At 48.1% G+C, this 13,550-nt stretch carries 14 protein-coding genes; 9 read left to right on the top strand and 5 right to left on the bottom strand.

The window, feature by feature from the left end; all coding sequences use genetic code 11:
* The first annotated feature begins 87 nt into the window (after positions 1 to 87).
* Both glmU and LHUE1_RS03400 read left to right on the top strand, forming a co-directional pair.
* Positions 88 to 1,476: a bifunctional UDP-N-acetylglucosamine diphosphorylase/glucosamine-1-phosphate N-acetyltransferase GlmU gene (glmU, locus tag LHUE1_RS03405; protein ID WP_049169003.1), complete on the top strand. Its 1,389-nt coding sequence runs from the start codon at positions 88 to 90 to the stop codon at positions 1,474 to 1,476.
* Positions 1,477 to 1,573: 97 nt separating this feature from the next.
* Positions 1,574 to 2,548 (top strand): ribose-phosphate diphosphokinase, encoded by a 975-nt coding sequence (locus LHUE1_RS03400; RefSeq protein WP_003567718.1) that lies wholly within the window; start codon positions 1,574 to 1,576, stop codon positions 2,546 to 2,548.
* A 175-nt stretch (positions 2,549 to 2,723) separates the two neighbouring features.
* Here LHUE1_RS03400 and LHUE1_RS03395 read toward each other — a convergent pair whose 3' ends face one another.
* On the bottom strand, positions 2,724 to 3,914 hold the full coding sequence (locus LHUE1_RS03395; protein ID WP_277848260.1) for a hypothetical protein: 1,191 nt from the start codon (positions 3,912 to 3,914) through the stop codon (positions 2,724 to 2,726).
* Positions 3,915 to 4,163: 249 nt separating this feature from the next.
* Between LHUE1_RS03395 and LHUE1_RS03390 the strand changes: the two genes are divergently transcribed.
* The 4 genes from LHUE1_RS03390 (at position 4,164) to LHUE1_RS03375 (ending at position 7,686) form a co-directional block, all read left to right on the top strand.
* Positions 4,164 to 5,513 (top strand): M20 family metallopeptidase, encoded by a 1,350-nt coding sequence (locus LHUE1_RS03390; RefSeq protein WP_277848259.1) that lies wholly within the window; start codon positions 4,164 to 4,166, stop codon positions 5,511 to 5,513.
* A 45-nt stretch (positions 5,514 to 5,558) separates the two neighbouring features.
* Complete coding sequence (locus tag LHUE1_RS03385; RefSeq protein WP_080978078.1) at positions 5,559 to 6,737, top strand: metal-dependent hydrolase family protein; 1,179 nt, start codon at positions 5,559 to 5,561, stop codon at positions 6,735 to 6,737.
* Positions 6,738 to 6,835: 98 nt separating this feature from the next.
* Positions 6,836 to 7,165 (top strand): ASCH domain-containing protein, encoded by a 330-nt coding sequence (locus tag LHUE1_RS03380; protein ID WP_049169007.1) that lies wholly within the window; start codon positions 6,836 to 6,838, stop codon positions 7,163 to 7,165.
* 95 nt (positions 7,166 to 7,260) lie between these two features.
* A complete protein-coding gene (locus LHUE1_RS03375; RefSeq protein ID WP_049169008.1) occupies positions 7,261 to 7,686 on the top strand; it encodes a hypothetical protein in 426 nt (141 codons plus the stop codon).
* 109 nt (positions 7,687 to 7,795) lie between these two features.
* Here the strand turns inward: LHUE1_RS03375 and mscL are convergent, their stop codons facing one another.
* Positions 7,796 to 8,176, bottom strand: coding sequence for a large-conductance mechanosensitive channel protein MscL (gene mscL / locus LHUE1_RS03370; protein ID WP_049169009.1), 381 nt, complete (start codon positions 8,174 to 8,176; stop codon positions 7,796 to 7,798).
* Between the two features lie 90 nt (positions 8,177 to 8,266).
* The gene (locus LHUE1_RS03365) at positions 8,267 to 9,316 is read right to left on the bottom strand and encodes a YdcF family protein (protein WP_049169010.1); all 1,050 of its coding nucleotides are present in this window, start codon (positions 9,314 to 9,316) and stop codon (positions 8,267 to 8,269) included.
* A 71-nt stretch (positions 9,317 to 9,387) separates the two neighbouring features.
* On the opposite strand from LHUE1_RS03365, the gene LHUE1_RS03360 reads away from it, so the two are divergent.
* Complete coding sequence (locus tag LHUE1_RS03360) at positions 9,388 to 9,840, top strand: NUDIX hydrolase (RefSeq protein WP_010490975.1); 453 nt, start codon at positions 9,388 to 9,390, stop codon at positions 9,838 to 9,840.
* Positions 9,841 to 9,851: 11 nt separating this feature from the next.
* Here LHUE1_RS03360 and LHUE1_RS03355 read toward each other — a convergent pair whose 3' ends face one another.
* Both LHUE1_RS03355 and LHUE1_RS03350 read right to left on the bottom strand, forming a co-directional pair.
* Positions 9,852 to 11,204 (bottom strand): HD domain-containing protein, encoded by a 1,353-nt coding sequence (locus tag LHUE1_RS03355; protein WP_049169011.1) that lies wholly within the window; start codon positions 11,202 to 11,204, stop codon positions 9,852 to 9,854.
* 128 nt (positions 11,205 to 11,332) lie between these two features.
* A complete protein-coding gene (locus LHUE1_RS03350; RefSeq protein ID WP_049169012.1) occupies positions 11,333 to 12,157 on the bottom strand; it encodes a lipoate--protein ligase family protein in 825 nt (274 codons plus the stop codon).
* Positions 12,158 to 12,299: 142 nt separating this feature from the next.
* Here LHUE1_RS03350 and LHUE1_RS03345 point away from each other — a divergent pair, with 142 nt between their 5' ends.
* Entirely contained in the window at positions 12,300 to 12,746 is a 447-nt protein-coding gene (locus LHUE1_RS03345; RefSeq protein WP_010490984.1) for a DUF1934 domain-containing protein, read from the top strand.
* Positions 12,747 to 12,797: 51 nt separating this feature from the next.
* Positions 12,798 to 13,472, top strand: coding sequence for a DNA-directed RNA polymerase subunit delta (gene rpoE, locus LHUE1_RS03340; RefSeq protein ID WP_087912853.1), 675 nt, complete (start codon positions 12,798 to 12,800; stop codon positions 13,470 to 13,472).
* The last annotated feature ends 78 nt before the right edge of the window (positions 13,473 to 13,550 follow it).

The following is a 13,550-nucleotide window of genomic DNA, read 5'->3' as shown; positions in this document are numbered from 1 at the left end:
TAAGCGCTCCTGCTCGCGCTCTACATGTTGTCACCGCATTCGCGCTGGTCTATTATGAAATAAGACAATTAGGAATGGAGCTTTAGCATGTCAAAGAAATTCACCATCATTCTTGCGGCCGGTAAGGGGACGCGGATGAAGTCGAAGTATTATAAAGTTTTACAGCCGGTTTGTGGTAAGAGCATGGTTGAGCATGTGGTGAGTCAGGTTGAAGCGATTCATCCGGACGCCATTGTGACGATCGTGGGGCACGGTGCCGAAGCAGTTGAGAAAACGCTTGGGGACCGGACTAAATTTGTTTTACAAGAAGAGCAACTTGGCACCGGTCATGCGGTTTTGCAGGCTGAGCCGTTATTAGGCCAAAAAGACGGTGCCACGTTGATCATCAGCGGTGACACGCCACTGTTTACCGCGAAAACGTTAAATGACTTGTTTGCCTATCATGAAGCCAAGGGCGCAAAAGCCACTATTTTGACGGCCAATGCACCTGACCCGACTGGATATGGCCGGATTATTCGCGACGCTGATGGCAATGTCATCAAGAACGTCGAGCAAAAAGATGCCACCCCAGAAGAGGCACTCATTTCTGAAATCAACACAGGTGTTTACGTTTTCGATAATCAGTCGCTGTTTAAGGCACTGCATTCGGTTAAGAACAACAATGCGCAAGGCGAATATTATTTGCCGGATGTTCTCGGTATTTTGCGTGAAGCCGGTGAAAAGGTAGCCGCATATCAAATGCCGGATTATACCGAATCGCTAGGCGTCAATGATCGGGTCGCGCTGGCCAAGGCGACTCGGATCATGCAACAACGGATCAACGAACAGCATATGCGCAACGGCGTTACCTTAATCGATCCGGCAACCACCTACATTGATTCAGATGTTCAAATTGGCGCCGACACCGTGATCGAACCGGGCGTTTATTTGAAAGGTAAGACCGTGATCGGCGAAGATTGCCACATTGGCACGCATTCCGAACTCGTCGATGCCACTCTGGAAAATGATGTAACGGTCACGAGTTCAACGATCGAACACGCCATCATGCATGCCCACAGCGACATCGGTCCGAACTCGCATTTGCGGCCGGATGCTGACATTGGCGAATATGTCCATTTGGGCAACTTTGTGGAAATTAAGAAGGCCAAAATCGGTGCACGCACTAAGGTTGGCCATCTCACATATGTCGGCAACGCAACACTCGGTACTGACATTAACGTAGGGTGCGGCGTGGTATTCGTCAACTATGACGGGGTCAAAAAGTGGGAAAGTACCATCGGCGATCATGCATTTATCGGCTCCAATTCGAATATCGTTGCGCCGGTTGAAGTGGCAGACCACAGCTTTATCGCGGCCGGATCCACCATTACCAAAGACGTACCGTTTCACGCAATGGCTATCGCTCGTGCCCGGCAAACAACCAAAGAGGATTACTGGAAACGGTTGCCGGTCGCGAACGATCCAGATTGGAATTAGGTTATAATTCGTCTCATGTGCTTGCTTTTTTCCGTCAATCCGCTAAGCTTTTTGTGGAACAATTTTTCGCAGCCTATAATATTTCGTGGAGGGACTTATGTCTGAGCAATACGGTGACCCGAGATTAAAGATTTTTGCCTTGAATTCGAACAAGCCGTTAGCAGAAAAAATTGCTGCTGAGGTTGGTGTCAAGCTGGGGAAGTCCTCAGTGAAACGTTTTAGCGATGGTGAGATTCAGATCAACATCGAAGAAAGTATTCGTGGGGATGATGTTTATCTGATCCAGTCGACATCCAGCCCAGTGAATGACAACTTGATGGAATTGCTGATTATGATTGATGCGTTGCGGCGGGCATCTGCCCACACCATCAATGTTGTAATGCCTTACTACGGTTATGCGCGGCAGGATCGCAAAGCGCGTTCACGCGAACCGATTACGGCGAAACTGGTAGCCAACATGCTTGAACGCGCGGGTGCGACCCGTGTGCTGGCACTTGACTTGCACGCTGCTCAAATTCAAGGCTTCTTCGATATTCCGGTGGATCACCTTGTGGGCGCGCCTTTGTTGGCTGACTACTTCTTGCGTAATCATTATGACGGTGCCGATACGGTTGTGGTTTCGCCCGATCATGGCGGTGTTACCCGCGCCCGTAAGTTAGCGGAATTTCTTAAAGCACCAATTGCCATTATCGACAAGCGGCGTCCGCGGCCAAATGTTGCTGAAGTCATGAACATTGTTGGTAATGTGACCGGCAAGCAATGTATCATCATCGACGACATGATCGACACTGCCGGCACCATCACGCTGGCGGCTCAAGCCTTAAAAGATGCCGGCGCAACTGAAGTGCTGGTTGCCGCAACCCACGCCATTTTCTCTGGCCCGGCGGTTGAACGCTTGACCCACTCGGCCATTGAAAAGGTCGTTGTCACTGACTCAATCAATTTGCCAGCTGACAAGCACATGGACAAACTCGACGTTGTTTCGGTTGGCCCATTGATGGGTCGTGCCATCATGCGGATTCAGGAGAACCGTTCCGTTACACCGTTGTTTGAGAATCGGTTTACGAAATAATTTAAAAGATTTGATGCTTGTTGAGGCTTCCCTTTCGACAAGCGGAATATTCAGTAAAATAAGTATTTTAAAAGTGGTCGGCATAACCTTGCATTTTGGTTGTGTCGGCCACTTTTGCTATCTTCAACTAAAGTCGTCGTTTATATATGTGTCAACAATCATCAAAGTGACGGCGTTAAAGCAGCTTTAGGAAGATCGTCGCGATAATGACGGATGCGACCGAGACCGTGGCGAATCCGCCAACTAACATCTTTGGCATCATTTGTTGTGTTAAGTATTCTTCCTCATCTTCAGTAGTGGCAACCGCGCTGGCCACTTCGGAAGTCAAGATATAATCGGCAGGAAACCCGAACAGCGCCGTCAACGAGCATGAAAAGGCCATCTGCCACGACATACCGAATGGCTTAGCCAATACTCGGGATGCTAAGAACATGCCTAGAACGCCTAAGACAATGAGCACTGCGATTTGCAGCACAATGCTGGCCAGAACAGCGGGGGTGGTTGCGCTGAGTTGGCCGAAGACATAAGCAAGTAGGCCATACATCAGCCAGTTAAAGACGCCGGCTTTATTCAACGCGTTATCTTCCAAAAAGCCGATTTGGTGGGCAATGACACCGAAAATCAGACATACGACATTTGAATTAATGACATTGTGAGTTAAGGTGCCGAAACCCATGGCCAACACGCCGACGATCGCAACTCGCGCCATGATAAACGCACTGGTTTGATAGGGGGTAGGTAGTTTCATCATCTTAGGGCGGTTATCCCCCTTTTCTTCAGCGCCGCGACGCATTTTGGGAATGGATGGATCGAGCTTGCTACCGTTAGCGCGGAATTGCTTAAGGAGTCGGTGACTTTCCTGCTTCAACAGTACGGAGGTTAGGGGATAGCCAACGACTGAATGGATGACGAACATCGCAACTGGTAAAGCGACCAACGTTGTTAAACCTTGAGCCTTCAACCCACTGGACATGAGTAAGGCAGAAACGAGTCCGCCGGTTAACGGTGGTACCGCAGCGACAACGGTTTTCCAGTCAAAAATGAGCGTTCCTAGTGTTAAGGTCAACAATAAGGTTCCGCAAACACCGAGCAACGCAATACAAACGGCCTTCCACTGGGCAAGCAGCTCGCGCAGATTCATCAGTGTTCCGAGATGAACCAACAAGAGTGCGATGCAGATGGTGATGAATCCCGAGCCAAAAGAAGCCGTTGCCACAACATTTTTAGGTAAAACGGTCCAAAAACCGATGACGAACAGAACCGCAGTGATGAAGACGGAAGGAATGAAGGCTCTAGTGGCGGCGGCAACCCACTCGCCAACAGTCATAAAGACCATGACAACCGTAAACGCAATTAAGAAATTCATAAGCATTCTCCATTCAAGTAATAGATTATAAAAAGATTATAATATGGGGAATACTTTAACCTTAATTGTGCTGGTGTCAATAACTGATTGTGTGCAACTCTCATTTTTATATAAATTAAAATGCTGACGTGTTGCCTTGTTTGCCAATATCCAGACTTTTTAAATGTGATTAAAATTATAAAACGATGTTGACGTCTTTATGAATGAGAACTATATTGAAAATTAATAACATCATAAGGAGGCGGCTTGATGAACGAACAAAAATCGATCGAAGAATTTGCGTTATCTTATTTGCCATCGTTGGAGGACTATTTACGAATTCCAACGATTTCAGCCCAAAACAAAGGCATCCGCAAAACAGTCGATTGGGTGAAGCAGGCATTTAAGGATTTAAATGCCGACACGGTTGAGGAGTGGACTGACCAAGGTGGTAATCCAGTCGTCTTTGCCGAACTTAAAGGAAACTCCGATCAAACCGTCCTGTTTTACAATCACTACGACGTTCAGCCGCCGGAACCATTGGCAGAATGGCGGACCGAGCCGTTTGAACCGACTGTCGTGGACGGCAAGCTCATTGCTCGTGGCGTGGCTGATGATAAAGGCGAGTTGATGTATCGGCTCACGGCGCTACGCTGGATGAAAGATCATGGTGGATTTCCGGTAAATATTAAGTTCTTCATCGAAGGTGGCGAAGAAGTCGGCAGCCCGCACGTTGGGGATTATGTCAAGGCTCATCGCGACCGGTTGACAGCGGATGCGTGCATCTGGGAAACCGGCGGCAAGAATGAAGCTGATCATTTTCAGATTATTGCGGGCCTAAAAGGGATTGTTTCATTTGATCTCCACGTCAAAACGGCTGATGCCGACATTCATTCTTCACTAGCTGCCTATATTGATAACGCAGCTTGGCGCTTGGTTCGTGCCTTGTCATCGTTAACAGATGATCAGCACCGCGTCCTCGTCGACGGCTTTTATGACGGCATCGAGCCGTTGGATGAAGCGTCAGAGAAAGCGATCGCCGATATGGATTTTGATGGTGACAAGATTAAAAAAACATATGGCCTCAAACGCCCGTTTACAAGTGATGATCCCAAGCGTGCTATTGTCACGGCGCCAACCATCACGATTAATGGCCTTTCCGCCGGCTATGAAGGTGAAGGGGTTAAAACCATTATCCCGAAGGAAGCCAAGGCCAAGCTTGATTGTCGGTTATTGCCAGGGCAGGATCCCAAGAAGATTGCCCAGCTCATTCAGGCTCAGTTGGATAAAAATGGTTTTTCCGATGTGCGTTTGCACTATAACCTTGGTGAAGATGCGTTCCACTCCGATCTCAATGATCCGCATTTGCAGCTGGCAAAAAGTGTTGCCGAGCAGGTCTACGGTGCTGGCAAAGTCCGCTTCGTCCCGATGATGCCTGGAGGTGGTCCGGCTAAGTTCTTTGTTGATGCGCTGCATTTACCGGTTATTTTAATCGGTGTGAATTACGCCGGATCGGGACCACATGCGCCTAACGAGAATATTCGGTTACATGATTATCAACAAGGTGTGGCTTACTTAATTCAACTTTTACGGACATATGCACAGCCAAAGGCACAATAGTCCAGATACGCTGGACAATCAGAATTAACGAATGGAGGTTTTATGATGGCAACAACTTTTACAAATTGTTCTTTATTTACTGGCACTTCAGAAAAAATTCTTAAAGATGCCTGGTTCACGGTTGATGACACTGGTAAAGTTGCTGAAGTAGGGAGTGGACAGGCTCCTTCGGCAAACAAAACGGTGGATCTTGGTGGTCAATACGTGACGCCCGGATTAACCAATGTCCATACACATATCACGATGGATCCTTTAACCGGCGATGGCGGCACCAGTCGTGGTGTCGTTGCTTCAACAGTTGGCGCGGTTGACCATTTGCATCAGCTATTGAAATCCGGTGTTACTTACGTCCGTGAATGCGGCAGCAGCTTTGACATCGACATTGCGCTAAAGGCATTGAAAGACCAGGGTCAACTAAAACAGGTGCCGCAAATCATGCCATCCGGTAAATTCTTTTCAATGACAGGTGGTCATGGGGATATGCCTAATGCTGCCTATGTTGTTGATTCACCGGATGAGATGCGCAAAGCCGTTCGTACCGCATTGAAAAAAGGTGCTAAGGCCATTAAGGTGATTGCAACCGGTGGGGTTATGACCCCTAACGACTTTATGGATGATCCGCAGCTGAGTGTGGCAGAAATGCATGTTGCGGTTGAAGAGGCGCATCATAAAGGTCAGATTGTTGCGGCGCATGCTGAAGGCAATCCCGGCATTATGAATGCCATTCAGGCGGGGGTTGATTCAGTCGAACATGGTTTTTATGTAAATGATGAAGAAATCGATCTCATGTTGAAGCAAGGCACATACTTAACCCCAACGCTCGTGGCCGACTGGGCAATTCCAACATTTGCCAAGGGTAAGATTCCGGACTGGGAAGTCAAAAAAGCTGCGGATGCGTTAGATGACCTGTACAAGAACATCATGCATGCCTTTCATCGTGGGGTACCGTTGACATTAGGCACCGATGCCGGCACGCCATTCAATGACTTCACTATGGCGCCGGTTGAACTGCAATTGATGGTTGAGCAAGGGATGACACCGTTTGAAGCCTTTTCGACGTCGGTTAATGGCACCAAGTTGATGGGCGTTGACGACCAATATGGTACCCTTGAAAAGGGAAAATTTGCAGACTTTTTGGTCTTGGAAAACGATCCAATGGCTGATGTGAAGGCGTTTCAGCAAAAAGATAAGCAGGTTTATCAAGGTGGGAAGCGGCAGTATTAATTGTAAGCCGTTAAGTGAACACTATTGTCTGAATTCAAAAGGTGGGCGTACGCGTAATGGCGTGCGACCATTTTTTAAAATGAAGGAGCACTGGGGATATGAAAATGGGGCTCATGCACGATCAATTTGAGCTGGTACGAGAAGGCAGCAAAACCATTGAAATCAGATTAAATGACCAAAAGCGCCAACAAGTGCGGGTGGGCGACCCAATTGTATTTGAAGATCTGACCACACAGCAGAAAATGAGCAAACGGGTTGCTAAACTTGAGAAATTCGCCAGTTTCGCGCAGTTATACGATCATTATCAAGGAATCGTCGTAGGCAGCGCCCCAACTGATTCGGTGGCTAAGATGGTTAGTGATACTTACCGGATTTATTCGAAACAGCAGGAAGCCAAACATGGTGTTTTAGCGATCCACTTGGAATGAGCTGCATGATGATATTTTTCGGCGCATGCTAATAGCACAAATGTGGACCTGTTTGGCTGAAAGCAACCTTGGCGTCAGAGATAGGATTGTTGCCCATGCAAAAAAGAATCAGATTATTTGCGGCATATGCCTTATTAACCCTGTTTTTCCATTTGAAAAAGAAGAATGGACTTAACTTCGGATTGACACTCGGCGACGTTTATTTATTAGTAAGCTGGTTAGGCGCGGCACCGAATTTTCTCGATAAAATCGAACGTAATGTGCAACGATTAGCGGCGACTGGCCGTTCCACCAAAGATTACGTCGCAGAAATGAAAAAGGATATGAATGTCTATCAGAATTTCATTTACAGTACCACGCCTGTCATGGCATCAATACTAGAAAGCGGCGGTATGGATCGTGTCGGCGCAGTCATCGTTAGATTTACTTTTCAGTTATTTCTTGTTTTGACTGCCCCGGTGATTTGGATCGGAGCGCTGCTCAGCAAATGGTTAAAGTACGTTTGGCGGCGACTCAATTGAGACACTCTTTGCAGAATAATAGCGAAGACCAAAAAACCGGATCAAGTGAGCTTTGCAACTCACCTGATCCGGTTTTTGTTCCGCTAACGGATGTTCATATGATCAACCGTTAATTTTTAGCCTTAGCATCCTGGTCCTTCAAGAGATCGCGAATTTCTTCAAGCAATTCTGTTTGTGTGGGGCCGGCGGGTTTTACCGGCTTGGCCGGGAGAAAGCGATTGACGCTGCGCACGATTAAGAAGACGACAAACGCAATGATCAAAAAGTTGATCACATCGTTCAGAAAATTGCCGTATGTAAACTTGGCACCTAACAGCGTGAAGGACAAACCGCTCAAATCGGTTTTGCCGGCAAACATGGACAGAATCGGGTTGATCAGATTCTTTGTTAAGGACTTGACTAAGCCGGTAAAAGCACTCCCGATGATAACCCCGACAGCAAGATCCAAGACGTTACCGCGCATGATGAATTTCTGGAATTCTTTTAACATCGCTCACACTCCTATGGTTTGAAACATGTTACGGTCAAGTTCAGTATATCGAAATGACCCGCCTTTCTGCACGTGAATGGCTCGCAGTGGTTACCATGCCCTCAGTAGCTGAGCAAGGGCCATGAACACAATAATGCCAAACGCAACGGCATGCCGCCGTTTGTACAGCACAACCAAGGCGAGATATTCGCGGATAACCGCATTAGGCAGAAAGTAAAAGGAGGTGTTACCGCCAACACCATTGGCATCAATGCCCGCCATGCGCGCGTAAATACCGGCGCGGAAAAGGTGGTAATTGTTGGTAAAGAAGCTAGCCTTATACGGTGCTTCCCCGATTTCCTGCGTAATCAAACGCTTGGAAAAAGTCATGTTTTCCAGCGTCGTCGTTGACTTGTCTTCTAACAAGGTATCCTTTTCAGGGATGCCTTTTCCCAAAGCATAGCGCTGCATGGCCAGTGCTTCGGAGATTGTCTCATCGCCACCCTTGCCGCCGGAAAAAATAATCCGCGGCGCCGGGCGGCCTTTTTTAATCTGCTTATGATAAAACTTGATGGCTGTGTCGATGCGGCTGGCGAGCAATGGCGAAACCTGGTCACCATGCAGCAGGCCAGCGCCCAACACAATGAGAAATGTGCGGTTGTGCGGCTGGGGACGGAGATTGTATAAGACTAGTACTGTCAGGAAGTTATAAAGTGTCAATAAGACATACAGACCGCCGAAGCTGAAGAAAACAGCTAAAGTGATGTAGATTGGCTCCGGAATAAAACGGCGTCCGAATGAGGCGGCGATTTCCAGCAAAAGTAATCCAATGGCGATGTAAAGCGTCAGCATGTTGCTCAATGAATGGCCTTCACGCCGCCAAACCAAGATGGCGTTCCACAACAGCCAGAACAAGTGTAAGGTGAATATGAGAATAACGATCAACACGGTGATGACAAACAGAGTTCCTGTGACAGCAATCAGCAGTAGATTACTTGACCCTAAAATGGCTAATGCGAGTGCGAATAAAAAGGCAACCGCAAATAAATTGAACAACCAGCCATTAATCAGGCGGCGCGGCTCAACCGTAAAGCTGATGGCGAAAATGATACCCAGCACGATAGGGATTGAAAAAACAAATAATGTTTCCTGAACAGTCATCGAAAGGACTCCTTGTGTAGAGGTTAGAAATTGATTAGGGTATAATGTGATCAAGAGCGGAGGGATGCCATATGATTGATCCAGTGTTTGGTCGAAAAGATCCTAAGTTAGATTATCACACCCGAATTGGCGCGTATGGCGTGATTCCGGACCATAGCGGTGCACGACTGCTGATTTTACAAGCCCCGAACCATGCGTTGTTTTTACCGGGTGGCGGGGTTGAAAAAGGCGAAACGCCTGAAGCAACTTTGGCGCGCGAGTTGCTTGAGGAATTTGGTGCAACGGTTCACGTGACTAAAGAACTGGGCAAGTCGTCGGAATATTTTTATTCCCACCATCGGCAAACTGCGTATTATCATCCGGCAACCTTTTTTGCCTGTGATGAGCTGGCATTTGTCCAAGATCCCTTGGAAACGTTCAATACGTTGATGCTGATGCCCATCGATCTGGCGCTGGCGGAACTCAAGCGCCCCACGCATCGCTGGGCCGTTGCCAAATGGCTGGCACAACAGCCCAAGCGCTGAAGACGAAAAGGCTAATCATGTAAGTGGGGGTCAATAACGCCGCCATTTAGTAGGTAACGTTGAAATTTTTCATAAATCGATGAAAAGAGATTGCTGTCCTCGGTGGCAAGCATTTCTTTTGGAAAATAGAATCGTTTATCACCGGTAGCCCGACCACTAAGCGCCGCAACTAATGGAGACAAAGTCGACAACTCCTCAAGGGTGCCGTCTTTTTGCATGATTTCGATTTGCGTTTTCGGATTGGCGGAGGCCGGATCATATTGATCGTATGGCAAATCGAAGCTGTCATTTTCCGCTGTGTAGTATTGGGCATCAAAGCCGGCTTCTGTCACTAGGTGGCGCAGTTTCGGCAGCAGTTCAGCCGTTTGATCGGTGAAGGTGACCGACTTAAGCGGCCGCCGGTTCAGGAAGCGATCGGCAAAGTCGCTCAGAATGCTGTCTGGATAATCAAGCCAGTAAGTGAAATAGGTATTGAGCACGCCGTCATCCAGCTTGAGATAATCGCTTAAGGAAAATGACTGTTCAAAAAACGGCACTAATAAGCGCGGCGAAAAGCCTGGTTCAAACTGGCCGGACTCATAAAGAAACTTGGCGCGTTTCAGCAGGTGGGACAAGATAACTTCCATTCCGCGTGATACTGGGTGAAAATACACTTGCTGATACATTTGAAAGCGACTGACAACATAGTCTTCAACCGCATGCATCCCATTGGCTTCGTAAGCAATTCCGTCCGAATAAGGCCGCATGACCCGCAAAATGCGAGACAAATCGAACAAACCATATTTAGTTCCGGTATAGTAAGCATCATGTAACAGATAATCCATCCGGTCGGCATCGATTTGACTGGAAATCATCTGAACAACTTGCGGATTTGGATAAGTATGGTTGATGACCGAAGCCACTCGCTCTGGAAAATCGGAACTAACACTGCGCAAAATACGGTTGACGTTGGTATGCGGATCCGTAAGAATGGCGCGGGTAATGGCTTCGTGATCAGTATTGAAGATATGCTCAAAAGTGTGGGAATAGGCGCCGTGGCCGATATCATGCAACAACGCGGCACACAGAACCACCGGGCGCTCCCGATCATCCCAAAGGCCGTCTTCCGGCGTTTTGCTAGGGTAATTCGTGACAAAATTGTCGCACATTTCACGGGCAATTTCATAAACCCCTAACGAATGCGCAAACCGGGTATGCTCGGCCCCTTGGAATACATAGTCCGAAACGCCTAACTGCTTAATCCGGCGCAAACGCTGAAACTCCGGCGTATTGATCAAATCAAGAATCACGCGATGCTGCACGTGAATATAATTATGAACCGGATCGCGAAAGACTTTTTCGCGCGGTAATTTTTCAAATTGCATGGTGTTCCCCCATTTTCCTTAAGTGAGCGTGAGCCGGCGCGGTTGGAAGTCGAAGTGTAAGTGGCCTTGGGCGTGATGACCCGGGTTTAGGCCATTGCGACCAAGATACTTCTGCGCCGGGGAGCGCGTTATGATAAATGACGATTGCGATTGCGCAGATCCGCAGTGGCCGCAGCGAGTGCCTTGTGGTAGGCAGGATCGCGTAAAATCGCCGGCATCGAGTTCATATCTGCGGCAATGCCATTAGCAGCCAAAGCATTTAACAGAGCTAAAATGGCTTCGTTGCGGGTCAGCGGACGACCCAGCAAATCGCTGAGCGTGGTCATGGTTTCAGAGCGGATAATCGGAAACTTGAAGTGCGTACTGGTGCTAGCATGTCCTGCCCGATAGAAGCGGCGCAACAACTCACACCGGGCATTTTGATCACCGAAGATGCTGCAATACAGCATGACGACGACACCAGCATGATTGCGTCGCTGGGCCATCCCGGCAAACTTTCGCCCGTGAACACTGAGGTCGTATTTGCCAGGACAATACGAATGAATAATTTCGCTAGTGGCTATGGGCAAACTTGGGAATGCCGTTCGAAAAAGGGCGGTCATCATATTGTAGGCAGTATCGATGGAGAGATTGTCTTCATTAGGTAAAAAAAGCGAGACATTCAAGACGCCGCTGTCAGCAATCACTGCCAAGCCGCCGGAATTACGAACAAAGACGCCGTAATGATCGCTGGCCAGAACCGGCAAGGCATGTCCGAATTGCGGTAATTTTAAATCCTGCATCCCAAGAATCACGGTCTGTTCTGCCGTCCAAAAGTGCAACATTAACGGTGGGTGCAACTCGGGATGTGCTAACAGGGCATTGGTATGGGCAAAGCTGAGTGGAGCTTCTTCTTTGGTGAAATCCTGCTGGAAAATGGCGGCTTGTTGTCCAGCCAGCGACGTCAGGTCCATCGTGCGCCCTCTTTCTTAATAGTAGATTACCTATATTATAACGAAGGTGACAGGGCACGTCAGTCACAAAGACATTTTCCCTGCTTAAACTCGACCGAGTTGACCCGTGAGCGTACAATACGTTATAGAAAGGATTGACATTATGGATCTTTCACAAGGAGTGCCGATTCAAATTCACCTTGAGACGTTTGTCACGCAAGGTGATGATACTGAGACACATGTTTTTGATGAACCCGGGACGTTGGTTCAAATGGGTAACGCGCTTTACATTCGGTATCAAGAAGTCGATGAAGACGCTGGAACCAGTATGCCGGTGACGATGAAGCTGCGCGATGACGGCGACATTCAGCTTTCGCGCGGCAGCAGCAATGGCGATACGCAATTGAAGCTTTTCTTTGCCAACGAAAAGCGGGTTTTGACGCGCTATCGAACACCATATGGGATTATTCCGGTGGAAACAGTCACCCCGCGTATTGATGCCCGCATGACAACCGATCCGGTAGCAGGGGAGATTTACGTTGAGTATGAGTTGTTCGCAAATCACCAACATCTGGGAAATTATCGGTTAAGATTGCAATTCAAGGCATGAGCGTGTACTATAAGAAACAGACTGTAAAGACTTGGAAAGGGCGTGTATCGGTTGAAACTCAAAGCATTTGCCAATGCCGATAAATCAGAATTATCAATGATCGAAGTAGCCCATGAGATCCTCGAAGAAAAAGGGGATACCATGGCGTTCGTTGATCTGGCCAACGAGATCCAGACTTATCTCGGTAAGAGTGACGAAGAAATTCGTGAACGTTTGCCGCAATTTTACACGGATCTGAACGTGGATGGCAGTTTCATTTCTTTAGGCGATAACGTTTGGGGCCTGCGCGCTTGGTATCCATACGATTCCGTCGATGAAGAAGTTAACCATCCGGAAGATGAAGAAGAAGTACCACGTCGCAAGAAGCGCAAGAAGGTTAATGCCTTCTTGGCTGACGTAGCCGATGACGATGATGTCATTGATTACAACGACGATGATCCCGAAGATGAAGATCTCGACGCCGACAACGATGACGATGATTTTGACGACGATGATCATACCGGCTTTCATGATAAGATCGGCAAAGCTGCTGCAACTGACGATGACAGCGACGACGACCCTGACGATGGGTTGCCAGATGGCATTGAAGGCCAGCTAGCCGAGTTCGGAGACAATGACAGCGACGATGATGACGATAACGACGACATCACGGCTGACTTCTCCGGTGATGATGACAGCGATGACGATGATAGTGATGATGACGATAGTGACAGCGACAAGCACTAGTCGGTTAGGCCGCGCCTTTTAAACAGGTGCGGCTTTTTGTTTTGGTGAGCGCGAGCTGGCGCGTTATGGTGAAGCGTG

Origin of the sequence: Lacticaseibacillus huelsenbergensis, from assembly GCF_029726355.1 — a bacterium.
Classification (GTDB): domain Bacteria; phylum Bacillota; class Bacilli; order Lactobacillales; family Lactobacillaceae; genus Lacticaseibacillus; species Lacticaseibacillus casei.
The sequence above is the reverse complement of the archived record's forward strand: the minus strand, read 5'-3'. Positions and strand labels throughout refer to the sequence as shown.

Bases quoted from the DNA above. Each gene is read 5' to 3' on its own strand.
- LHUE1_RS03365 (WP_049169010.1), bottom strand. From the start codon at position 9,316: ATGACTGTTCAGGAAACATTATTTGTTTTTTCAATCCCTATCGTGCTG.
- glmU (WP_049169003.1), top strand. From the start codon at position 88: ATGTCAAAGAAATTCACCATCATTCTTGCGGCCGGTAAGGGGACGCGG.
- LHUE1_RS03380 (WP_049169007.1), top strand. From the start codon at position 6,836: ATGAAAATGGGGCTCATGCACGATCAATTTGAGCTGGTACGAGAAGGC.
- mscL (WP_049169009.1), bottom strand. From the start codon at position 8,176: ATGTTAAAAGAATTCCAGAAATTCATCATGCGCGGTAACGTCTTGGAT.
- LHUE1_RS03400 (WP_003567718.1), top strand. From the start codon at position 1,574: ATGTCTGAGCAATACGGTGACCCGAGATTAAAGATTTTTGCCTTGAAT.
- LHUE1_RS03360 (WP_010490975.1), top strand. From the start codon at position 9,388: ATGATTGATCCAGTGTTTGGTCGAAAAGATCCTAAGTTAGATTATCAC.
- LHUE1_RS03350 (WP_049169012.1), bottom strand. From the start codon at position 12,157: ATGGACCTGACGTCGCTGGCTGGACAACAAGCCGCCATTTTCCAGCAG.
- LHUE1_RS03355 (WP_049169011.1), bottom strand. From the start codon at position 11,204: ATGCAATTTGAAAAATTACCGCGCGAAAAAGTCTTTCGCGATCCGGTT.
- LHUE1_RS03385 (WP_080978078.1), top strand. From the start codon at position 5,559: ATGGCAACAACTTTTACAAATTGTTCTTTATTTACTGGCACTTCAGAA.
- LHUE1_RS03390 (WP_277848259.1), top strand. From the start codon at position 4,164: ATGAACGAACAAAAATCGATCGAAGAATTTGCGTTATCTTATTTGCCA.
- LHUE1_RS03375 (WP_049169008.1), top strand. From the start codon at position 7,261: ATGCAAAAAAGAATCAGATTATTTGCGGCATATGCCTTATTAACCCTG.
- LHUE1_RS03395 (WP_277848260.1), bottom strand. From the start codon at position 3,914: ATGAATTTCTTAATTGCGTTTACGGTTGTCATGGTCTTTATGACTGTT.
- LHUE1_RS03345 (WP_010490984.1), top strand. From the start codon at position 12,300: ATGGATCTTTCACAAGGAGTGCCGATTCAAATTCACCTTGAGACGTTT.